The 23,073-nt window shown below is 62.2% G+C and carries 16 protein-coding genes and 2 pseudogenes; 5 read left to right on the forward strand and 13 right to left on the reverse strand.

Annotated features, from left to right (window positions below):
* Position 1 precedes the first annotated feature (1 nt).
* Positions 2 to 1,030: pseudogene (locus BQ8482_RS26550) on the forward strand (nucleotidyl transferase AbiEii/AbiGii toxin family protein).
* A gap of 280 nt (positions 1,031 to 1,310) precedes the next feature.
* On the opposite strand, the gene BQ8482_RS26560 reads toward BQ8482_RS26550, so the two are convergent.
* The 7 genes from BQ8482_RS26560 to BQ8482_RS26590 form a co-directional block, all read right to left on the reverse strand.
* On the reverse strand, positions 1,311 to 1,778 hold the full coding sequence (locus BQ8482_RS26560; RefSeq protein WP_123150316.1) for a PIN domain-containing protein: 468 nt from the start codon (positions 1,776 to 1,778) through the stop codon (positions 1,311 to 1,313).
* The gene (locus BQ8482_RS26565; RefSeq protein ID WP_123150317.1) at positions 1,778 to 2,920 is read right to left on the reverse strand and encodes an ImmA/IrrE family metallo-endopeptidase; all 1,143 of its coding nucleotides are present in this window, start codon (positions 2,918 to 2,920) and stop codon (positions 1,778 to 1,780) included. Before BQ8482_RS26565 ends, BQ8482_RS26560 begins: the two co-directional genes overlap by 1 nt.
* Before the next feature lie 199 nt (positions 2,921 to 3,119).
* On the reverse strand, positions 3,120 to 6,440 hold the full coding sequence (locus tag BQ8482_RS26570; RefSeq protein ID WP_123150318.1) for a UvrD-helicase domain-containing protein: 3,321 nt from the start codon (positions 6,438 to 6,440) through the stop codon (positions 3,120 to 3,122).
* Positions 6,437 to 8,860, reverse strand: coding sequence for a PD-(D/E)XK nuclease family protein (locus BQ8482_RS26575; RefSeq protein ID WP_244602972.1), 2,424 nt, complete (start codon positions 8,858 to 8,860; stop codon positions 6,437 to 6,439). Before BQ8482_RS26575 ends, BQ8482_RS26570 begins: the two co-directional genes overlap by 4 nt.
* Positions 8,861 to 9,205: 345 nt before the next feature.
* A complete protein-coding gene (locus tag BQ8482_RS26580; protein WP_123150320.1) occupies positions 9,206 to 9,823 on the reverse strand; it encodes an RES family NAD+ phosphorylase in 618 nt (205 codons plus the stop codon).
* 3 nt (positions 9,824 to 9,826) lie between these two features.
* Positions 9,827 to 11,008, reverse strand: a complete 1,182-nt coding sequence (locus BQ8482_RS26585) for a hypothetical protein (protein WP_244602973.1) — start codon at positions 11,006 to 11,008, stop codon at positions 9,827 to 9,829.
* Positions 11,009 to 11,274: 266 nt separating this feature from the next.
* Entirely contained in the window at positions 11,275 to 12,756 is a 1,482-nt protein-coding gene (locus BQ8482_RS26590) for a hypothetical protein (protein WP_123150321.1), read from the reverse strand.
* Positions 12,757 to 12,923: 167 nt separating this feature from the next.
* On the opposite strand from BQ8482_RS26590, the gene BQ8482_RS26595 reads away from it, so the two are divergent.
* Positions 12,924 to 13,385: a phasin gene (locus BQ8482_RS26595; RefSeq protein ID WP_165848733.1), complete on the forward strand. Its 462-nt coding sequence runs from the start codon at positions 12,924 to 12,926 to the stop codon at positions 13,383 to 13,385.
* A 614-nt stretch (positions 13,386 to 13,999) separates the two neighbouring features.
* Here BQ8482_RS26595 and BQ8482_RS26600 read toward each other — a convergent pair.
* The 4 genes from BQ8482_RS26600 to BQ8482_RS26615 form a co-directional block, all read right to left on the reverse strand.
* Positions 14,000 to 16,243 (reverse strand): PBP1A family penicillin-binding protein, encoded by a 2,244-nt coding sequence (locus BQ8482_RS26600; protein ID WP_123150322.1) that lies wholly within the window; start codon positions 16,241 to 16,243, stop codon positions 14,000 to 14,002.
* 222 nt (positions 16,244 to 16,465) lie between these two features.
* Entirely contained in the window at positions 16,466 to 16,873 is a 408-nt protein-coding gene (locus tag BQ8482_RS26605; protein ID WP_123150323.1) for a hypothetical protein, read from the reverse strand.
* Positions 16,874 to 17,462: 589 nt separating this feature from the next.
* Entirely contained in the window at positions 17,463 to 17,912 is a 450-nt protein-coding gene (locus BQ8482_RS26610; protein WP_244602974.1) for a CBS domain-containing protein, read from the reverse strand.
* Positions 17,913 to 18,134: 222 nt separating this feature from the next.
* Complete coding sequence (locus BQ8482_RS26615; RefSeq protein WP_123150324.1) at positions 18,135 to 19,337, reverse strand: RHE_PE00001 family protein; 1,203 nt, start codon at positions 19,335 to 19,337, stop codon at positions 18,135 to 18,137.
* A 233-nt stretch (positions 19,338 to 19,570) separates the two neighbouring features.
* On the opposite strand from BQ8482_RS26615, the gene BQ8482_RS26620 reads away from it, so the two are divergent.
* The 3 genes and pseudogenes from BQ8482_RS26620 to BQ8482_RS39590 form a co-directional block, all read left to right on the forward strand.
* A complete protein-coding gene (locus tag BQ8482_RS26620; RefSeq protein ID WP_123150325.1) occupies positions 19,571 to 20,662 on the forward strand; it encodes a hypothetical protein in 1,092 nt (363 codons plus the stop codon).
* 9 nt (positions 20,663 to 20,671) lie between these two features.
* Complete coding sequence (locus BQ8482_RS26625; RefSeq protein WP_123150326.1) at positions 20,672 to 21,841, forward strand: site-specific integrase; 1,170 nt, start codon at positions 20,672 to 20,674, stop codon at positions 21,839 to 21,841.
* 60 nt (positions 21,842 to 21,901) lie between these two features.
* A pseudogene (locus tag BQ8482_RS39590) lies at positions 21,902 to 22,110 on the forward strand (integrase); the annotation flags it as partial.
* 22 nt (positions 22,111 to 22,132) lie between these two features.
* On the opposite strand, the gene BQ8482_RS26635 reads toward BQ8482_RS39590, so the two are convergent.
* Positions 22,133 to 22,615, reverse strand: coding sequence for an RES family NAD+ phosphorylase (locus BQ8482_RS26635; RefSeq protein WP_123150327.1), 483 nt, complete (start codon positions 22,613 to 22,615; stop codon positions 22,133 to 22,135).
* The gene (locus BQ8482_RS26640; protein WP_123150441.1) at positions 22,612 to 23,043 is read right to left on the reverse strand and encodes an antitoxin Xre-like helix-turn-helix domain-containing protein; all 432 of its coding nucleotides are present in this window, start codon (positions 23,041 to 23,043) and stop codon (positions 22,612 to 22,614) included. Before BQ8482_RS26640 ends, BQ8482_RS26635 begins: the two co-directional genes overlap by 4 nt.
* Positions 23,044 to 23,073: the final 30 nt, after the last annotated feature.

Here is a 23,073-nt window from a genome sequence, read left to right on the forward strand (position 1 = left end):
CATGAGTACCGATGCTTACCGCCAGATCATCGCGGCATCCGCACGTGACCGGCTCGACCTGTTCCTCGCCACGGCCAATCGGATCGGAGCTCCGGTGGGCAATGTCGAAAAGGATTTCTGGGTCTGCTGGACCCTCAATTCGCTCTACCACGAACGGCCTGCGGGGGAGCCACGGCTGCTTTTCAAGGGCGGGACGTCGCTGTCAAAAGGCTATGGCCTCATCCAGCGTTTTTCCGAGGACATTGACGTTACCGTGTTCCGCGACGATCTCGACGAGGCTGCCTCCGTCGAAGAGCTTGAGGGACTGTCGAACAAGAAGCGCCGCGCCAAGCTCGACGCCATCCGGGACGCCTGCCGTGCGTATATCACAGGGCCGCTGCGAGACTTCCTCACCGCCCAACTTGCCGACATTACGAACGGCGCCGGACGGGTGGAGCTCGACGAAGCCGATGCCGATGGTCAGACCCTGCTGCTCTGGTATCCCGAGGTCGAGCCGCGTGATGGCGCCTATGTGCGACCGGCCATACGCCTCGAGTCCGGGGCGAAATCGGCGCTCGATCCCAATCGCCCCATCACGATCACGCCCTATGTCGCGGAGGAAGCGGCAGGCATTGATCTCACCGTCGCCGACGTGACCACGATCGAGGCGACCCCCACCTTTTGGGACAAGGTGGTGATCGCCCATGGATTGCGCCGCTGGTACGAGCGGCGCGGCGAACGGCCAGCGGGTGTCTCGGCACTATTATGACCTGCACTGTCTTCTCGGATCCGAGACCGGAAAGGCCGCGCTCGGCGATCTCGATCTTGGCGCCGATTGTGTGCGGCACGCACGAATGTTTTTCGACCGCCCGACTATGACCTCGCCTCAGCAGTCCCGGGCAGCTTCGCGATCGCGCCCGCTCCAAAGATGGTGGACGCGCTCACGCGCGACTATGCCAATACGGCGGCCATGATCTTCGGCACTCCGCCGAGTTTCGATGACATTCTGGAATCAGCACGGCAGATTGAGCAGGACGTCAACGGCAAGTAGCTGTTCACAACCGCGTCCGCCTTTCTCCCATGAGCAAGCCGCCTTTCTTTGCGGCCCTTAGTTCGTCGAGAGTTGGCGGCCACCAAACGGCGCCATCGATCTCCGTCTTGGGACCCCGAGCGCGAGAGCCAGGTTTTGATGAGCTCATCCAGGTCAGCAGGACGCCATTGCCCTCAGACTGTGAATCGGCGTCATGCATTGCCCCTCCTACTTGCAATGAAATCAACTGAATAGAACGCCGAACGGCATCGAGACCCCTTCACAGAAATTCCCGCCGAACTTAGAACGTCCAGTCTTCGGCTTCCATGAACTCCTCAAGGTTCATGCAGCCGATGCCCATGTGCTTGCAGATGGCTGGGATTTTCGCGCTATTGGGCTTGTCGGCCTCGATCGTCACGACGGTACGCTTTTCCGCGCAGGCCTTGGCCATCACGAACGGGTCGGCATTGCGCCCACCCTTCAAGAGTTTCTGCTGCTCAATGTTCTGCTGAAAATGCGGGACCGCATAGATTTTCGCGATAATGCCCCCCTCCTCGGCGGTCGGGATGGCAAACACGTTGGGGTTATTCTTCGCCCAAGCGCGAAGACTCGGCACAGGACCATCATCGACCTCGCGGCCGACTTCACGGGTCGAAACAATCGCGCCGTTCTTAATCAGCTCATCGAACTGAGCCCAAAGCGTCGGGAACCGCTTGGGATAATAGTTCTTGAACAGCGTTGAGAGCGGCGAGGTGTCGAAGACGTACATTACGCCCCCCCTTCCGCAAAATAGCTCTCAAGCGATTGCAGATTGCGCGGTTTAGTATCGAGGTAGTTGCCGAGCTGCTCCTGGTCGATGACGTTGCGATGATACTGCCCGAGCGCGAGGCCCACATAGGCGCGGCCGAGATAGGCAAGCTTGGTGCGGTAGTAGTTGCCGCCGTCGCCGGCCTTCTTCTGCTGCGCAGCCCAGCGGGCGGCCGCCTTGGCATAGGCGTCTTGCGTGATCTGGCGTCGATCGAGAAAGCGGCGGTAAATGGATTCACGGCTGACATGGAAGCGCGCGGCGATCTCCTCGGCCACGGCCTCGGACGGCGCGCGGCCATTCGCCACCTGGTCGAAAGCGGCTTCGGGCACAAGGAACGCGGCGGCGAACGCATTGCAGAGAACTTCGATCGCCTGCTTGTCGCGATCCTCGATGTTGGCAATGAATTCGTCGTGCAGCGTGTCGATACCGCTGGTATGGAACAACAGGTGCGCCAGCTCGTGAAAGAGCGTGAATATCTGCCGGGTCTTGGAGGCGGTATTGTTCACATAGATGATCGGGAACACGTCATCATACAGGCAGAAGCCGGAAAACTCGTCGTAGTAAAATGCATCCTTGAACACGAACACGCCGGCATTCTGCAACGCATCGCGCCATCCTTTCAGCGCTGCATCCGTATCCGCCCAGCCCTGCTGCTGGACGACGGTGACGCCGAGATACTCCCGTACCTCGGCGGCCAGGTCGCCGATCGGCCGCTTCAAATCAAGCGCAAGGTCGCGGGTGATAAGCCGCTTGGCGGGATTCTGGCCCTGCGTCATCTCGGCGAGATTGAGCTGCAGGGCTTTCGCCTTGCGCAGCAACAGGCGGATCGCCGATGGCAGGCGCTCGAACTCGACTTCAGGCAAGGTCCGGAAAGTCTCGGCGATCGCCGGCACTTTGGGCGGCTCCGGAAAAAAGAACACGGCGATCGGCAGCTTGAACGCATCGGCCATGGCCTCTAGCTGCGGATACGTTGGAGAGGATTTCGCCAGTTCCCACTCCTCGATGCGCGGGAACTTCTGCGCGGCCTCGGCCACGCTCAAACCGGCGCGCGTGCGCGCCCAAGTGACCAATTCCGGCGTTATTGGAATCTGGTCATTGGCCATAGCGCAGAACCACGTGTCGGATTTCCATCTGTCTTGGGCGCACTTGTGAGATTTACCAGTATGCGCAACCTGCTAAGAGTTGCATCGCATGCTGATCTTGCGCGGGCCTACATTCTTCACAATGTCTGCTTTTCGTCAGGAGCACCACCCGCCAAGAGCCCGCTCCGGGTCAAAGGTGTGAATTTGACAAATCACGGCTTCAATCGGCGCGGACACCCGGCTCCACCCACCGCACAGCGCCAAGAGTCATATAGACCAAGGCGCCGCGGCTTGCTCCGGTGGTTCGCAAGTAGTTCCCGAGTTGGCCCGCGTGAATTCGCATGTCCTCCTCCGTCGGCGCGATGTCGCTTTTCCAGTCGAGAACGATCGCGGCGCGACCGTTGTCCAATGCGACGGCATCAATCCGGCCGGCAAGGGCTGTGGGCTCGCTCGCATCCGCGAGCAATGTGTAGATCGGCCATTCTGGAACGAGACGCGGTCGTAGGGCGGCGATCTCCGGAAGATGCAGGGTTCGCCAGGCGGTCAAGGCGATTTCCTCGATCTCGGGAACACCGACCCCGTCTCCGTCATCCACCACCAGCTCGGCGATAAGCGCGCGGGCGCGACTGGCGAACCCGGCGAGGTCTTCATCAAGTTCGCCAGTCAGGACCTCCTCCATCACCTTGTGCAAGACGAGTCCTCGGACGCGTCCTGCGCCGATCGGCAGCTCCGTCTCCGGAGCGTCGCCGGAGTCGATCGCGATCGCTTCGGTCATAGGAACGCGATCGGGATCCTGGTTGCTCGGCTGAAGCCACGTGAGCGGGACGGCGGCAACCGAGATGGCGGCGCGCTCCGTCTCGAAGATGTCCCGCGTCTGTCCGTTTGGCAGATCGGCCGCGGCGGAGCGAGGTGCCCGATCGAAACGCGATAGGTCTAGCAGCGGGAGATCATGGTGCGCCAGGTCGACGATCCGCGCCCAGGATCTTTGCTCCGCCTGCGGCAGCTCCGGGACGACGAGGAGCTCCCGAGCGCGAGTACATGCGACATACCAAAGGCGCTCGCGTTCACGGGCGAGGCTTTGATCATCGGACGCGAGCGCCAGCAGAAGATCGGGCGGGACGACGTCGCCGATAACCCAATGCACCGTGTTATCGGACCCGCGATGTACGAACGGCTCGCGCGAGCGGAGCAATGTGGCTGTGTTGACCGGAATCACCACCGGCCATTCCAACCCCTTCGCGCTGTGGATGGTGATGATCTCGATGGCGTCGCCTTCGGCATCGACCCGGCCCTCGTTGGACGGAACCCCCTGACTCCAATCCCTGGTGATGTCACGGACGAACCGCTTGAGACCGGTGACGCCGTAAGGCCGCGTGCGTTCGAGAAAGGCTTCTACGTTCGCAGCCGCGCGGGCGCTGCGATCACCTTCGCGCGCGGCAAGAATGGGTTGAACGGCCAGTCGCTCGGCTGCTTCGGCGAGCAGCAGCGCTGGTGTCGTCGCTCTAGATTTCCATCTCAGTTCTTGCAGGATCGAAAGTGTCCGACGGGCAATCGGATGGGTTACATCGCTCAGCTCGGTCAACAACGAGAATCGCGGAACCGCGTGCGGGCGATCGGGATTTTGGGGCAAAGCCGCGGTGATATCGAGAAGCTCTTCCTCGGTCAGCCCGACAAGCGGGCCTCGCATCAGCGCGCCGAAGGCCAGGCTGTCGCCGGCGTCGGCGAGCACACGAGCCAAGGCGAGCATATCCTGCACTTCCTGACGTCGGAACAGGCCCTTGCCTGCTTGGGACGCGATCGGCAGGCCTCGTTGTTCCAGCGCGCGTTCATAGCGCCAGAGTTCGGTGCCTGTCGGCGCAAGCAGGGCTATTCCGCCGGCGGTGAGTGGAACCATCACGTCGTCGTCGTCGCGAACGTGCAGGTTGCCGATGAGCCGCACGCAGAGTTCAGCGACGGCTTCTGCCTCGGCATCGCGGATATGCTCTGACCGCGAATTGGGCGGCACGTCGACGGTGATCCTGGCCGCACACGGAAGGTCGTGAGTGGGGGGATCGATGGTCGCCGTGAGCGCCACATAGCCAGGTTGCCCGACACCAGAAAGTGGCGTCTCGAAACAGCGGTTGACATGGGTAAGGATGTCCGGTCGGGAGCGGAAATTTGCGGTGATCTGGATGATGTTGTCCGGCCACCGCCGTTCGATTGCAGCACGCGCCTGCGCATAAGATCCGACATCGGCGCCGCGGAACCTGTAAATGGCCTGCTTCGGGTCGCCCACCATGAAGAGCGCCCCAGGACTCAAGACGCTGTCCTGCCATCGCGGAGTGCGGTGCTCTGCAGCGATCAGAAACAGGATTTCGGACTGAATGGGGTCGGTGTCCTGGAACTCGTCCACGAAGATGTGCCGGTAGCGGGCCCCGAGAGCGCGGCGCACGGCATCGTGGTCGCGGACAAGGGCCCGCGCCCTCTCAAGAAGATCGTCGAAATCAAGGACGGCCGCGGCGCGTTTGAAGGCGGCATAGTCGTCAAGCACCTCGTCGAGTTCATCGGATAGCCCTGCGACAAGTGCCGTGGCAATGCGGCCGAGCACCACTCGGTAGCAGTGGTCGACTTGATCGAAATATTGGCCCGCCTCCTCACTGAGCTGGCTACCCAGATCCTTGCCGGCGACCTTTTCCCAGGCCGATTTCCGTCTTGGCCTGATTAGATCGAACGTGTTCTTCCGCATGCAGGAAAGTCGAATCGGATGGGCGAGCGCCCAGAGCCGGGGGAAATCGGGCGGCGTCTCAAAACTGCTGGCGTAAAAGTTTGCCAGCGTCTCGAGCTCGCCTACCAGCTCGAGCGTTTTGGGCTCGACAGGTTGAGCGGCTATCCAGCGCCGGAAGCCCGCGACCGCTTCGACCAGGTCCATGTCCGGACGGCCGGTGAGGTCCGCAGGCAGCGCCCGAGCATCGCGATGCTTGAGACGAAAGCGCGCCAGTTCCTGAAGGGTGGAGACAACGCGGCGCGGGTCTTGGCGCGACAAGACTACGATCGGATCGCCCGGCCGCTCCGGACTGTTGAGCCGCCGTTTGAGCCATTGCTCGAATATGGAGTCAAACGCAGCGGCAGCCTGGACCGCATCGAGCATCTGCGCGCCTGGATCAATGTCAGCCTCGACCGCGTAGCTTGAGATTATAGTCTGGCAGAAGGCGTGGATCGTTGCGGTCGTAAGTTCGTCAAGTTTGGCAGCGGCGGCGGACATTGCGTGCCGCTGAGGCGCGTCGAGGCCTTTGGGCAGGGCTTCCCGCAATGGGGCCGGCACGCGTTCGGCCAGAAGTTCGTTGACATAGCGATGGACGCGCACCGACAGCTCGCTGGCCGCCAACTCAGTAAAAGTGATGGCCGCGATCTCACCGGGTTGGACGCCACGCGCAAGCAGCATCGTCACGCGCCCCGCCATCAGGGCGGTCTTGCCGGTGCCAGCCGCCGCCTCGACGAGCAATGTCGAGTCAAGATCGGTCAGAGCCCGCCGGCGCGCGAAACTGTCCGCCAGTTGGATCATCGGCAGCTCCAGACGCGCGCAAAATCGTCAAAGGCGCGGCTCAGCACCGACTGTTTGATTTGAAAGTACGCTGTCGGCGATGCCGGAAGCGCCAGCCGGAAGTCGTTCCAGTTCTCGCGCGCGTCCGGACCGGGCAAGGCCCTGCCCTGCCGCAAAAGGACACCGGCCGCCCTCACATGGTCTGCGATCTCGGCGATGGCCTGATCGAGATCGGGCAGTTTGTAGACCCGCGGCTCGCCGCCGCCGAGGTAGATGAGGCGGGCGACAACGCGCGGGTTGTCCGGCACGAGTTGGCGTGCCGCCAGCGCATAGATGACGCGCTGGAGCTCGGCGCCGCCCCCAAGCACGATCTGATCGGCCTTCTTTGGCTCTGCGCCTGTCTTGTAATCCGAGACACGAGCCGCGTTTCCGGTGGCAGTCAGATCGAGTCGGTCGATGCTGCCTTGGACCCGAATATTGGTCCCGGTGATTATGACCGGCGCGGTCGGATCCCAAGGAAGATCGATCGCCGCAGCAACTGCCTCGTCGGCACGGCCGAACGCCAGCTCGGTCCAGCTGCGGGTGCCCGGCTGAAACGTCTCATCAAGCGTCAAGGCTTTGAGCGCCAGTTGGGCAGCAGCGTCCAGGGTGTGCCGCCACAGCAGCAACGGCGGCACGGATCGCTTTAGCGGCCACTCCGCGCTGACCGTCGTCGTCGCCTCTGCCAGGGCGGTCTCGATCTCGTGCCGCGCGGCGCGGGAATAGCCTGGACTGGGCTCGAGCGTATCGACGGTCCGCTTGAGGAGCTCATGCACGAGATCGCCATAGGCACGCGCATCGAGCGTCAGCGGCTGATCGTCTTCGGGGACTGACCGCCAGCCCAACGCATAGCGCCACACGAAGGCGAGCGGATCGCGGAGCATCAGACGCAGCGACTTCGCGGACTGAACCTCATCGATTGCGCGTGCGATGACTGGATGATCGGCCCTCGTTCGACCATCATGGGCGGTGATCGCGGGATTTCCCCAGTCGCGCCAGCACGCGTTAGCCGCTGCCAGCGCCGGCGAGTTCGCGGCCTCGTCCGGTCGGGCGAGCAGACGATCGGCCTCGCTGAACGCGTGCGTCGGGATTCGCGCCCGCTTAAGCCCTTGAACACGGGCTCCTTGCGGCACGAGCGGACTGGCCGCGAGGAGCCCGCCTTGGGCATTCCGGCGGCTTCTCGACAGGATGCAGCCCCCGGATGCCTGGGCAGTGATTACCTGGAACGCTCGTCGGTCCTGCGCAGTGACAGGATCTGGATCGAGTGTGCCACGGGACAAAACATGGCTTGGGATCAGCGGATCTTCCGCAGCGCGGCGCGGCCATGAGCGTGTGGTCATTCCGAGCAGACGAACCCATTGGCGAGGTGCCGCGGCGAGATGACTCGCCGGGCACCACACGGCACAGGCGCCGGGATCGCGGCCGTCGGGCAAGCGAACCTCCTGCAGTGAGAATTCCAGCGCCTCGGCAGGCGCCCGCCTCAGTGCCTCACTCCAAAGCACGCGAGCGGAGGTTCCCAGCAACATAGTGCCAGCCTGCTCGGCCGCGGCTGGGCCGTTGGCCAGCATTTCGAGGACCGGGATCAGGATCGGCCTCGGATCAATGCCGTCGGATCGAAGCCGGGTCGCTGCGTCGAGCGCGCGAAGCCATTGATCGAGTTCGAAGAGCGCGGCACCAGGTTGCAATCCAAGCGCCCAGTTAAGCGGCAAGTTTTGCAAGGCTCGGCTACGGCCTGCGGCATGACTGAAGAGCCGGCGTAGGCGGTCCTGACTGAGGCCGTTCAACAGAACGTCGGCAAGCGCGCCGCAGACCTGGCCTTCGCGCGACGCGAGGGCCAGCACACCGTGAGAGAAATGAAGCGGCAGGTCGGCGTCCGCTGCCAGGGCGAGAAAGTGCTCGTCCCATTCCCCGGTCGAGGTGGCGCAAATCGCAATTTCTTCGGGTCTCGCCCTTCCGGATGCGATGAGCTCGCGCATCCAGCGTAGCGCTTCCACCACTTCAGCAGCAGGATTGGCGCAGGACACCATCTCCATGGCGACAGCTGTTGGGCGCTGGTTAGTAGTGATCTCGCCCGGGAACCAGCTGACATCCGTGGCGCCGGGACTGTGCCAGGAGAGGGGCACCGTCTCATTGAGGGCCTGAAGCAGAGGGTGCCAGACCGGGGCGACGCGGACGACGCGGTCAAGCTCCACCGACCCGAGCACGGCCGGAGCGTGGACGAGGCGCTCGAGCGCGGCGGCGCGAAGGTCGCGCGTCGTCAGCACGCCTCTGGGTAGGTTTGCGCGGACGCGCTGCTCGATCTCGGCAATATCCGCCAGTCGGGCACTGCGATCGTCGCCTATCGGCAGCGAAAGGTCGGCCTGCCAGATTTTGGCGAGCGTCCTTGCGACGGCACGGATCATACCTGGAAGCTGCCGGATACTTTCTAACTCGGCAAACCCTCCGGCTTCGAGTGCCGCCCGGATGGCCGGATCGAGGTCCGCGGATCGGGCAGGTTGTGTAAAGGCGCCGGCCAAGCGAGCGGCCAGTTGCGGCATAGTGAGGATTTGTACGCCTGTTTCGCCGCGGCGCGCGGCAGCGATTCGACGCATCCGGAAGGCGAGAGGCCCTTCAACGACGACGGTCCGGCGGTTCATTGGCCTATGGCATTGAATCATGATTGTTACCATGCCGCAACGCCAAAAGTCGCACAATGTCAGGCGCTTAGTACGAACGCGTTGGGGACCACATTCCACGCTTATTTACAGTTACTCAACCTGTGCACTCGCATCAAAGACCGCGCCGTGTAGGCGCATCAATTCATCTGTGCGTTCTCTATGGTTCTCAAAGCGCTTGCCTGCCAGATGGCTGAAGTCTGAAGGGAGCAGGCGATCAAAAAACGCGAAACACACCTCTCCGTTGTTATGTCGCGACCTGTAGGCGAGGCCATCGAGATGCGGAAAATCGGCATATAGCGCCAACGCTAGTGCGCGAGACGAAGTGTAGTCGTCTGTTGAGCTGATCGAGGCGTCAACGCCGTGAAAGAGCAGACCTTCGTCCATGATCTTGGCCACGGTGGCAGGACGCTCTAGTCGAATGGGCGTCCACATCCGCTCCTCCACGAACTCCCGTCGCAACACCCGGTGTGCCGGTCTCCTCAGGATCGTCTCGACGAATGCTCCTTCCAATCGTTGGGCCGCGTAGAGAACTCGATATTCACCTCCTGTCGCATCGAACCGGTTCTGCGGTGGCGTTCCCGGATTTGGGCCGAAGAAGACCGGACCAAGAGTTTTCCGATGGACGCGTACGATGATTTCGCCTGCCTCCAACGTGCTGGAGAGCAAACCGGACGGGAAGCGTGCGGTTGGCGCGGACAATGTCGGCAAGGATCAGGCCTCGTCCGCGCCGAGATATGCCCTCGCTGCGTTGACGACGTCGTCGACACGTCCCTTGATCAGGACATGGGTGGGTGTATCGCCAAGGTTCGGATCCTTCTCTATCAGGAACTGAAGCGCCGACCAGCGACCGGCCCGCGATGTGTCGAAGAGTTTGACGACTTTTCCCAAGCCCTCGACGATGTGAGTGCGACGTCTGTCATTCACAAACTGGAATTTCGGCAACGTCAACTCGCTGCCGTGCATCATGCCCAGAGCCGAACCTAGTTTGACGCGCTTGTGCAGCGCCTGCCGGGTTGTACCAAGTAGCTTCGCTCCCTCCGTGAGAGACACTCCGCCGCCGGATCGTTCCAAAATGGCAATACTGACATCCGAGAAGCTCTGCTCCACAGGTTGGCCGAGCCGCCGCTGTGTCCCTTCCATTTCGGCAAGGAGATCGGCAGACAACCTGAATTGGTCAGTCGCGAGATCGATGTGCTTTGCAAGCTCCGAAAACGCGCGCGGCCTGTCATATCGGCATAGGCGCAGTAACTCCGTTCGCGCCGGTGTCAGGTCGCTGAGCAGCACGAATGCGTCAATCGCCAAACGCTCCGCGCGTGGGGTCGGCTGCCATCGATGGGTCAGCGCACTTCTGATTTGCTTCGATCGAACGACACAGTCGCTGATGATACTCCCGTACCAAGTCGACTTCACATGACTTCGGTGAACCGCGGAATGTCGGTATTTGTGAAACTTGAAATCGGTGACGTCCGCCTCGTGAAACGCTGCCCCCATCAAGAGCGCGGCGCACTGGATGCGGTAGTTGAATACAGCGACGAGATGCAGTGCCGGACTGACAGAGAGCTCGGAAGCCAGCCAGGGTTCAGGGCCGGCGACCAGCTTGCGCCAATCCTCGCCGCTGTCTTGATGATAAAGATCATGCACGGTCGCGAGCAACTGCCGGCTGAAGTTGTTGGGCCAAGGGTCGCTCTCATCCTGATGTTTGGTTATAGCGGTCACCGCCTTTAGAGCGATGTCGGACGGCCCAGGACCGCGCGAGGAAGCCAGGATCAGCCCAGCCAGATAGTCCGTCATGCTCTGCCCGGCCTCCCTGGCACGAGCTTCCGCGACGGCGCGCACGACCGGGTCAAGATCGCCGCTCGTGGTCGCCTGCTCACTTGTCATCTTCTCGCTCACTCGCATTCACTTTTTGGAATGCTCTCATTCTCTGGTTGATAACGTGGGTTGATACATAGAGTATGGAGAAGGCGTTATCAACCTTTTGCCCCAGGATGCGAAGAGCGTCGATTCCGAATAAGGATCAATACCAACGTGAGTATAAGCTCGGCGGTGCGCTTCAAGGTCATGCGCTACGCGCGCAACGGCGACAATCAGGAGGTCTTCAGACGGGCCCGATGCCCCGATCGGAATGATGAACGCAGCCGGACGCTCTGAGATGCGCGCTACGCTTCGCGCGATCTCGATCGAAGCTCGATATTCTGGATTAGAGGAGCCGGCCCATCCTGGTTGAGGATCGCCGAGACAATCTGAAAGAGTTCGGGAAAGCTCTTGTCGCCATCGAGTACGACCTCTTCCCGCTCCTGAATAGCTCTGAAGGCGATCTCCTTTTCGTTGGCTCGGACGATATCATAGATGAAGAAGTCAGGCTCCTCATGATGAGATCGATTTCTATCGAGCCCCCGAGCAATCATCGGAGACAGCTGAAGTCCCGAACCCTTCTGTATATCAAACAAGAAGACGAACTCGGACGGCAAACCTTCTGCACCCTCATACTCGTAGATGTCTATGAATGGCGGTGAGGAGCCACGCGCATTTCGGAACACGCCCTGGAAGCGATTAATGCTGAACGGCTTGCGTCGCGCGTCCTCGAAGTAGCCGAACACCTTGCCGGTGAATGCTCTGGCCAGGATGTTGCCCATCCGCTCAAGTAGCCGGGGGTAATCGAGACCATTGACCCTCTTTCCGTGCTTTGACAGTGCCACCTTCGACACGGCAGTGTCGAACTCCTCGAACACCGGACCGTCGGAAAGCTCCAGCAGTTCCTGCGCGAACTGCCACTTTGGGCCGGTCAGCGCCGCACATTTCTTGAACATCGCCCAGAGCGGACCCGCTGAGCGCTGCCGGAACGCCTTGAATATATTTCCGTTCGCCCCTCCCACGGAGCAGTGCTCCGCATAAGCGATATACGCCGCCATAGTCAGCATGCCTTCGAAAGCTTCACGGCCCCAGCGATCCATCTGATCGACCGAAGTCTCAGACAAAAATCGCGCCAAAGGATAAGCGGCAGGGTAGGGAAGCACCTCGATCAACGAGCTTAAACCTAGCCAAGTGTGGTCATTCGCCCGATCGGCGTAGACCCGAATGTCGTTTTGGTTAACGTAGCAAAGCGACGAGGTACTCGTGCCAAAGTCGAAGCCGAGATAGGTCTCTCCCCCAGCGTCCTGCGTTGCGTAGGTCATGTCCATGTAGAACGGTCGTCCAGAAACGATGGTGGTGTTCCCTTGTGTTCCATGACCATAGACGAAAACAGGTTCGGCGGTGCCGTCCTCTCTTACCGTGAGTTCAACTCCGATGCTCCCGGCGAACGTGGCGTCTCGGGGAGTCTGGACTCGCGAGTCAATATTGTGCCGGGCCGCTGTCTCTTCGGGATCGAAAGAAGACCGCATGAAGAAGTAATCCAACGTCCGAGTAGGCGCCTTGCTGAGTCGCACCTTCCACCGCAGCGGCTGGCCGATCAAGCTCTTCAGACTCGTCGAAGACGGGAGCAGCACACCGACGTCGGGCTCGATGCCATCGAGGAGTCCATCCTCGGGTAGGAACTTCTTCAGTTCCAGGCCATTGCCATTCGGAAAGCCGAGAGGGATTTCGCCGTTTTGCGGAGCAACAACCTCTGTCGTGTCGACGCTGCTCGCCTTTCGCCGCAACCGATTGTGAAAACGCGCTGAACCTATGCTTCGGCACGATGACGTAACGCTGGGGGAAGAAATTTATGGTGCGATGCACAAAAATGTTGCGATGCACCGTACGTTCCGTTACGTCAGTTTCATAAATGAACGAGATGGCTTTTGTGAAAGGCCGTTCACCGAAAAGGATGGAAACTATGGCCAAGACCGCTGATACCGTTGAAAATACCGCATTCCCCACCTTCGATGCCTCGAAGGCTACCGACCAGTTCCGCGCTGTCGCCGAAAAGGGCGTCGAACAGTCGAAAGAAGCCCTTTCGAAATTGACGACCGGCGCCGAGACGACACAGAAGGCTCTCGAGTCGACCTTCGAGACCGCCAAGACCGCCGGCAATGAGCTGTCGCTGAAGACGATCGCAGCGCTGCGCGCCAATGCCGAGGCCAGCTTCTCACACCTCGAAGCCCTGGTTGCGGTAAAGTCGCCGTCCGAGTTCATCGAACTGCAGACTGCCTTCCTGCGCACTCAGATCGAAAAGACCGTCGAGCAGGCGAAGGAATTTCAGGCCGTGACGACAAAGGCTGCCGAAGACGTGTCCAAGCCGATCAAGGCCGCCTTCGAGAAGGCGATGAAGGATCTCAAGGTCGCCTGATTGGTTTAGCCGATCGGAAATACCCGGAAGACCGGCACCTCCGGAAAATAGCGGCCAGCACCTCCTCCCGCTGGCCACAGATAGGAAAAGATCGGCACATCATCTTGCCGGCCTTTTTCTTTTGGCTTGGCGTCTCGCAATCGATCGTCCAGGGCGTCACGTCACTCGTAAGGCAAGCACCAGCCAGAGGCTTTGAGCTAGCATCGCGCGTCTGGCAAGTCATCGGTTCCGGTATAGACGCGTCACCCGCTTCCAATTCGTCTTTGCCATATGCAGCGACGAGAGCCTGTTCCGATTCCTCGTCCCGCATGCCGGCGCATGAAGAGATTGCCACTCCGGAGACCCAGCGAGCGAGAAAGTCCGCCCCGCTCCGTGTTATGACGAAAACGGCGCCCTGCCTGTGACTCGGCGCCGAACCATGACCCCACGCAATTCGCCCCTATATTATTGGTATCGCGATCATACCAGCGCTGAAAGAGGGGCTACATCGGTGCCGGTCGTGACCCCTCAGCTGGTCAGGAAAAGCGGGATAAATCAAACGGTTCACACACATTGGGGTAGAGGTAATGGTTTGGCGCCGGTTCACACGCCATCGCGTGAAGAAGGCCAGGACCCTATTTTTCGCAAAGCCTCCGTGGCCCGCGATAGGGCTGGAAAGTACAATCCTCGGCCCTGAACGAGCGGTAGGACCGGGAACAAGCGCGCACATTGCATGCGACCGGCGCATCCGCATCCGCCGATGCTGTCACGGCCTCGCCTTGGGGCTCGCCGGCCGCATCGGCAAGTGCCGCCGACATGAAGTTTCGCCAGATCACCGCCGGCAGTTTTCCGCCGGTCATCTTGTTCATCGGCGAATCGTCGTCGTTGCCGATCCACACGCCGGCAACCAGTGGCTCGCTGAAGCCGATGAACCAGGCGTCACGGTGGTTCTGGCTGGTGCCGGTCTTGCCCGCGGCAAAACCGTCGATCGCCGCTTCCTTGCCCGTGCCGCGCGCCACGACCAGCTGCAGCAACCCGACGAGGTCGCGTTGAACGGCGCTCAGATCCACGTCCGGCTGTTTTGACGGGCCGACGCGAAAAGCCTGCGGCTGGCCCTCGCTTTGAAACGAGATAATGCCCCATGGCTCGATCGGCGCGACGCCCGCCCGCACCGAAGCAAAGGTGCCGGTAATGTCGAGCAGGTTCACCTCGGATGCGCCCAGCGCCAGCGCCGGCGTCTCGGCCAGCTTAGCGTCGATGCCGAGTTCGCGCGCCGCCGCCGCGACATTCTTGATGCCGACCTCCTGCGCCAGATTGACCATCGCCGCGTTCAGCGACCGCGCGAAGGCCTCGGCGATGGAGACGCGGCCATTATACTCGCCGCCGAAGTTCTCCGGTGCCCAGCCGGCGATCTCGATCGGCCGGTCCTCGACGCGGTCGCGCGGCGACAGACCGGCCTTGAGCGCTGCGTAAAGCACGAACAGCTTGAAGGTCGAGCCCGGCTGCCGCATCGCGGTGACCGCCCGGTTGAACTCGCTCTTGCCGTAGTCGCGGCCGCCGACCATCGCCACCACCGCGCCGTCCGGCGTCATCGCGACCAGCGCCGCCTGCGATGCGTTGGCCTGCTGTCCCTCGGCGTCTAGCGCGTCCTTGACCGCCTTTTCCGCCAGCGCCTGAAGCCTTGGAATGATCGTCGTGCGCACCTTGATCGTGCCGCGATACGGCCCGGCGATCTCGCGCGCGTCCTGGATCACCCAGTCGGAAAACCAGCTGCCGGCGCGCTCGGCGGGCCGCGTCGGATGCAGCGTGGCGAATTCCGCCTTGGCCGCCGCCGCGCCCGCCGCCTCGAGCTTGCCGTTCTCCACCATCACGTCGAGCACGACCGAGGTGCGCTCGGCGGCACCCTGCGGATTGGTCAGCGGGTTGAGCTGCGACGGTGCCCGGATGATGCCGGCCAGCAGCGCTGATTCTCGCAGATCGAGCTCGTTGACCGCCTTGTCGAAATAGACCCGCGCCGCCGCCGGCACGCCGGTCGCGCCGGCGCCGAGATAGATGTTGTTGAGATAGCGCGTCAGGATCTCGTCCTTGCCGAACTTGCCCTCCAGCCAGAAGGCGATGACCAGTTCCTGGATCTTGCGTTTGAACGTCCGGTCGCTCTCCAGATAGAGGATTTTTATCAATTGCTGGGTGATGGTGCTGCCGCCCTCGACGACCTCGCCGGCGCGCAGATTGCGCCAGATCGCCCGCCCGACGCCACGAAAATCAATGCCGTAATGCTCATAGAACCGCCGATCCTCGATCGCCAGCACGGCGTCGATGAGATGCGGCGGAAATTCCTCGCGCTTGGCGTAGCCGCCCTGAAACGGCCCCTGCTGCACGATCGGCGTGCCGTCGGCGCTTTCCAGCACCACCACCGGCTTCAGCGATCCTTCGGCGATCTCCTGCCACGGAACGTCGCGCAGCGCCCAGTAGAAAAGCCCGACGGCCAGCGCCAGCCCGGCGATCGAGGCGAGCGCCAGCGCCCTGAACCACGTCAACCGCCGTCTGCCCGCGCCCGCCGGCCGGCCGCTTTCGCTTGCCGCCCGAAAGCCGCGCCACCGCTCCGCGAGCGGCGTCATCGTCCCCGGCAGCCCCCTGATCGAACCCGCAATGGCTCCGAGCCGGGCTTCCAGCCGCGAAATGTCGGTTTCCCCCACCCTCGCCCGCAGCCGTGCTGCCGCCGCCGACAGTTTCCGCGCCGCATTATGTGCCGCCACGGAAAAATCCTGGCGCAGCGCGACGGCGAGTTCACCTGCCGCCCTGCCGCTGCGGCCAAATGACGGCCGCGATTGGTCATCCCGATCGCTCTCGCTCTCCGGAGCTTTCTTCTCGTCGGCCATCAAGTTTTCATTCCGCGCGTCCCTGCCATTTTTTTTAGGCTCCGTGCAAATTTTGCACCTAGTCAGGGACGTTCGCGGAATTCGAACTGCTCAGCAAGAGAAAGGTTCGGATTGGCGTATCTCGCCTGTCGTTTGCACATCATGTGGAGACAATGAAATGATCAGCATCATTGAGGATGAGAGTTTGCAACTCGTGGCGGGCGGCTTAAGGAAGTGACTTGGCTAGATCAACCGATGCCGCTTCTTAGATTCGTTTGCCCGTCGCCCTCTGCCATTGGTGTCATTGGTTTTCGCTCGCTGCGCAGCGTCGCTTTGAGCCCGATCTGAGTTCTTCTTCCTTCCGCTAGTGCCGCCTTCATTCTCCCATCGCTCGATCGCCCTCCGTTCGAGCGCCTTACGCGTCTTAAGCACGTCGAACTCAATGCCGACGCCAGCCGATAGAGCTTCACTCGCGATGGCGTCGGCAAGATCGGCGTCGGAGATTTCCAGTTCAGGAAAGATCTGTCTTATTGCTGCTAGGGCTTCCGAGAGAGCAAATAGTTTCGGGTCTCTTTGGACCTCGTTGAGGAAGGCGCTAATTGCGGCGCGCACTTCAGGCCGAATTCGGTGGGTCGGGTCCGCGCTATTCATGGTGATTCTCCCTGGCAATCGTCTTAACGGTGCATACGCGTTGAGGGTTCCCCACGCGCGCGGGCACCAGTTTTCGCGGGTATGAGTGATTGGCCGCATTCACCGTGGCATTTATTGCCTAAGTTCTCCGGCCATTCGCGCAGTCGGTGGAACAGCGCCGACCATACCAGGGCTACGGTCTTTGGGATTTCGACCGGGCGGTCATCTCCGCGACGGGTGCCGCGTTCAGACGCTGCCTTTCGACAGTCCCAAGGCTTCGGCAGCTTCAGCCTGGGACAGCGCCATCATGCGACGCGCTCTCGGATTTCACCACCAGGTTCAGGGGGGTCGGGGTGTATCAGTGCCTCCGGGAGCCAACAATGAGCGAGGACGTCGATTCGCGATCTCCGTAGGTTTTTGATAGCCTTCTTCGACCCGAATGCATGCAGCGCCTGTGAACAGGCGCCACAGTGTGACCCACCCGCCACTGAGATTGCAATAGCTCATCGTGTCAATCGGCGCGGAGACCCCACGCCGATTTGACATTGGGGCGGCATGCCGCTAGCGCTCATGCCGCTCCCGTCTATTTGACGCAAGCCTCCCTGAAACCTCAGGCAGCCTGCACGTGCCGTTCAGCGTCGCGTGCGGCGATTTTGGCAAGCGGCGCGAGGATCGAACTTTCGCCCTTCAGGGCGATATCACCCAGTGAGATGAGGCCGGTCATCCGCTTCTGCCGGTTGAGCACTGGAAGGTGATGCACCTGGCGCTCCTGCATTTGTCCAAGCGCCTGCTCCAGGGTCTGGTCCTCGAAACAGAAGAATATGCCGGGCGACATCACCGCGCGGCATGTCAACGCTTCGAGGCGTTCGCCCGCGGCCACGCCGCGGCAGGTGATGTCGCGATCCGTGATCATACCAACGAGCCGATCGTTCTCGCCGATCGGTACGCAACCGATGCCTTCATCACGCATGACGCGCGCGACTTCCTGGATCGGCGTATCGGGGGAGTACCAACGCACTTCGCCCGTCATCGCTTCCTTTACCAGCATGGTAGCCTCCATGTGGCCTGGTCCCATCGGGATCGCGGACGGATGCAGCACAAAGACGGGACCGGGCAATGGTATTGCTGCGGACAGTACCGCCCGCGAAGTCCCGGCCATAACTATGTAGCCGGACGATGCGGTATGACCAGCCCATTCAGCCGCCAGATCCGAAAAAACTGAGCTGGCCGCAGCGCGGCCGAGATCGGTGGCGAGACAAGCACCGCAGCACGGACAGAAGTATTAAAGGATCCCCCACGCCCGGTAGCGCCCCCGGCCCGTCACTTCGCGGACGGCGAGTTCAGCGACCAGGTCGAGCGCGGCGCGCTGGCTGATTTTCAGCTCGGCCGCAATCAATCCCGCCGACACCACCGGCCGCGCCAGCACCAGCTCGATCAGCGCCGGCAGGCTCGAGTTTTTTCGCCTGTTCCTGAGCCGGCGTTCCATCTGACCTTTGGCCAGCGCCAGCCGGTCAAGTTCCTTCAGTCCCGCCGATGCCGCCTCTGCAAAGGCATCAAGCACGGCCAGCAGCCTTGTGGTCCGGACCGCGCTTTTGCGCCGCTCCCGCGGAATGATGCGCAGACCGGCATTGAGGCAAAAGAGATGCGAAGCGACCTTGCCGCGCTGCCTGATCAGCGCGGCGACCAGCAGCGTGCCGAGCCAATGCTGGTGCTGCAGCGGTTCGATGTCCTGCCAGGCCTCCCAGGCGATCGCCGCGGACAGCACCGCCGGCATGTTTTTCACCTGGTCGACGACGGCGAACCAGTCGGCCAGCCGCTGGTCCTCGTCCCAGTCGAGATCGCGGATCAGCGGCCCGAGACCGTCAAAGGAAGCCGTCTCCGGGGTTTTTGCCCCCTGCCCTGCCGCGTCGACATCCGGGCTGTCCGCCCTGCGCGGCGCCAAATTTTCGCCCGCCAGCAGCCGGCTGGAGCGGGCAAGCACGGCATCGATCTCGGCCAGTTCCTCGGCAAGAGCGTCCTCCTGGTCGGTGTCTTCGGAAAGGCTTTCGCCGGCGTCGTCTTCTGGCCAGGTGGCCGCCGTCGCGGCATCGGGGTCGGAGCCGGCCCGTCCATGACTCGCCCCGTTGCCGCCGCCCTGATCTTCGCGGCCGCGCAATGCCAAAATGCCAACGCGAGAAAGCGCCCAGTCCGGCTTTTGGCCAAAAATCCGGCGGCGGGCGCGCAGCACGGCGTGCGCCCGAGTGAGCTCGTGGGTCGGGGTGCGGATGTCCATACGGGCGTCGTGCAGGACGAGGTCTTCCGTGTGGACGAGTTCGCCGTCGAGCCAAAGTGCTGCGGCCGCGTCGGCGAAGTGGGAGCGTTGCAAAAAACCGTCGCGCAGCGGACTCTTCTGCACGCGCTCGTCGAGGCGGGCCAAAAGGTCTTCGGCGCGGGCGAGCGGCGCGATCAGGGCGTTCAGGGGCAAGTTGGCAAGATCATAAGCCATTGATTCGATTGTAACCGATTCGCGTAACGGAGGCTATATTGCTATTCGCTTCCGTCACAGGCGATATCTTCGGCGACAAAGATGACTATCGATAATGACCTCTTATCGATAGTGATTGATCTCGCCGCCCAAATCAGTCATTTTCGCCCCCCAGGAGCCCGCCAGCCACGACAATCGGGCTCGCCTTCGACGAGAAACCGCTTCTTTCGTTCCCCGCCGCAGAGAACCTTGCCATGACCACGGAACCCGTCCGCCTGCCCGACCCCGCTTCCGTCGAAACCGTGCTCGCATCTCTGGAGGGGCAGTCGGCCGACGCCGAGCTCGCCCCCGCCCTCAACAAGGCCTTTCCAGGCTTTGCCTTCACCGTCGCGACGATCGACGATCCCTATTGGTGCAACCCTCACGCTGTTGTCGCTGCCGACGGCACGCGCCGCGGCGACCACCGTGCCTGGGTCGAACGCGGGCTGGCCGAACTCAACGGCGATCTCACCGCCTTCTGGAACCGGCATCGCAAGGACGGGGAAAAATTCACCGAATGGCGCGGCGCCAGCGCCTTCGCCATTGCGCCGACCGGGCCGGGGGTCGCCGACTTCGTGCAACTGTCGCTCGGCCGCGAGATCGAGGTTCTGGCCGGCCCCGTAGTTGATCCCGACTACCGCCCCAACAGCGTCGACCAGCTCTTCGAGCCGACCTGGGTTTCTCGCGCTTCCGCTGCCGAGGCGCAGCAGCTCGCAGGACCGGTCTACCGCCTGCGCGGCCGCGCTGGCGGCGGCATCGTTCACATGAGGAGTTTTTTGGGGCGCCGGGACTGCGTCGAGCGCGAGCAGCGGGCGGCGCGGCGGCCAGAGCTCGAGAACCGCGTCATTCGTGAGGGCGGCCCAGACGGCACGCGCGACACCACGTTTTTAGACGCCAATCCGGACTGGTTCGATTTTGTGCCGCGCGAGAACCGCTTTTTTGCCGACTGGGAGCGGTCGAGCGCTTGCGCCCACCGCATTTTTGACCATTGGGCCTTCGACATCCACGATCTCGAAGATCGTGGCCGGCGCGAGATCGGCTTTATCCCGCGGCCGCTCAAAATGCCGGCAGAGCGGCTGCCGATGGAAGACAGTATTTCGGTGCATCGCCTGATGGAGCGGACCGAGGCGATCGACGCCGATCTTGGCCTGCCCTTCGCCTGGTTCTTTCTGATGACGCACGGGCACTGGGTCGATCCGGACGTCGGCGATGCGATCGCTGAAGGCCTGCGCCAAGGACGGGTGCGCCTGCCAGACCGCGATGCCGCCGTGCTGCTCGCCTGGGCAGACAAAAAATATCTGTTCTGAGCCGCCGTCATGGATCTTCGCCTGCCAAAGCCCTTACCAGACCAAAAACTGCGCCGTGCGGAGGCGCTCGATGCGCTGGATTCGGTGCTGCCATTCGACCGGCGCGATTTTCTGGCCGAAATCCTCACCGACGACGATGTCGCCACACTGCGCCATCTCGCCAAAGAAGGCATCGGCGAGAATTCGCTGCGGGCGCTGGCCTCCGACCTCGGCTATCTCGAGGCCTGGTCGCTCGCCGCGACCGGTTTTTCGCTCCCCTGGCCGGCGCCGGAGGCACTGCTGATAAAATTCGTCGCCCATCACCTGTGGGATCCTGCAAAGCGTGAAACCGACGTGTCGCACGGTATGCCGGAAGACGTGACCGCGGCGTTGAAGTCGGCAAAACTGTTGCGCGTCGATGGACCGCACGCGCCGAACACCGTACGCCGGCGTCTGTCCAGCTGGTCGACGCTGACCGGCTGGCGCGGTTTTGTGGGAAAATTCAACGCGCCAGGCCTGCGCAGCGCCATAAAACTCGCCGTGCGCGCCAGCGCCCGCCCCCGGGGCCGCAAGAGCAAAAGGGCGGTGACCGCCGATATTTTGACCACCCTGCTCAACACCTGCGCCGGCGACCGTCTCGTCGACCTGCGTGACCGTGCCCTTCTTATCACCGCCTTCGCCTCCGGCGGCCGCCGCCGCAGCGAGATTGCTTCGCTCAGGTTCGAGCAGATCGTCGAAGAAGAGCCGGTGACCGCCGACCCCAAGAATTCCGGCGGCGAAAAACTGCCGTGCCTGTCGATCCGGCTCGGCCGCACCAAAACGACCCAGGCCGACAGCGACGCTTTCGTGCTGCTCGTCGGCCGGCCGGTGACGGTGCTGCAAGCGTGGCTGGAGCGTGCTGAAATATCTGAGGGCGCCGTCTTCCGCGGCATCGACCGCTGGGGAAATCTCAAAAAACGCGCGCTGACGCCGCAGGCGGTCAACCTTATCCTGAAGCGACGCGTCGCCGAGGCCGGGCTTGATCCGATGGCATTTTCCGCCCACGGCCTGCGCTCCGGCTATCTCACCGAAACCGCCCGCCGCGGCATTCCGCTGCCCGAAGCCATGCAGCAGTCACAGCATCGCTCGGTGCAGCAGGCGTCGAACTACTACAACGATGCCGAACGCACGCTCGGGCGGGCGGCGCGGATAATCGTCTGAGTCGCAGATCGACCCATCACAGCTTGCGGCGTCAGCTCCAGGACAATTGGTTCCGAGGCAGCCGCGCTTGCCACCGGCGTGCGCGGCGACCTCTCACAAGGCGAACGGAGCCAAAAGTTCTCCGACCAACGCTGCGCGCGGGCCTTGCCTCATCGGCCGGGGTCGACGAGCGCTAATGTGCAAAAGCAGCTCGGCCACGCCTCGGCCGAGATGACGCAAATACAAGCGCCGACGTGACGTCAAATCTCACCAAGGCCTCGGGATTGTAGGCGACAGAATGCCCCTCCCCCGTTACGCGCCAAACAGCCGCCGGTCCCAGTAGACGGGCTGGTGCAGACTTGTCTGGATCCTTGAAAACTCCGGATGCGCCGGATTGATCAGCACATTGCAATCGAGACGCGCCACGACACTCGGCACCAGCAGGATGACGCTGCGCCGTTCTAAACACCAGGTTTCGCCAAATCCCTTGCTCACCGTCGCCGGCATCGTGTCCCAGCCGGGCAGTGACGGCTGGGAAAAGACCTCGTAGCTCACGCCGCTCGGGATTGTGATTTCGATGTAGTGCTGGTTGGGCGGCAGTCGGCCGCTGCCATGCACCAGCTTTTCCAACAGCGCCGTCGAATAATGCTCGCTGGTGTAGATGATAGGACTTCCGGGCGTGTTCCACCGCCCAGGCGCGATTGTCGAACCGGTCGCGTCGAAGATAGGGTAGGTGCCGGCCGGATCACCGATACGAAAGGACGATAGCGTGCGATCGAGAGCCTGCGCCGTCACGCAGCACTGCCGTACTTCAGCCCTGCGAGAATATCGACCACCATTTCGGCACCGAACTCGCTCATGATAACGACGTCGATCGGTCGCTTGTCCTCAATCATCGGGTGCGGCCGAAACAAGAAATCGCGCGCTTCTTCTTCGTTCTGCCAGACATCGACAGCAAGGCCCCAGACGCGCGCCACGCGGGCCAATCGTGTGCCCTCGTCCGACGAGAGGCGATGTACCGCCTTGCGCCGCTCGTAGGTCGCCTTGGGGATCAGCCGGTATTTGAACTGAGCATCGCCAGGCGCCAGAAGATGCGCAACGCGCTCGAGCGCCCCAATGGGAAGTCCATGCTCGATCCTGGAGATCAGCCCGAAAGGCGACCGTGCCGCCACCTCTTTGACGGGCAGCCCCAACACGTCGGCGACATTTCCGAACGCTAGCATTTCACTCTCCATTCCATGTGAGGCAGAATA

It is taken from the genome of Mesorhizobium delmotii, from assembly GCF_900149755.1.
GTDB lineage: Bacteria > Pseudomonadota > Alphaproteobacteria > Rhizobiales > Rhizobiaceae > Mesorhizobium > Mesorhizobium delmotii.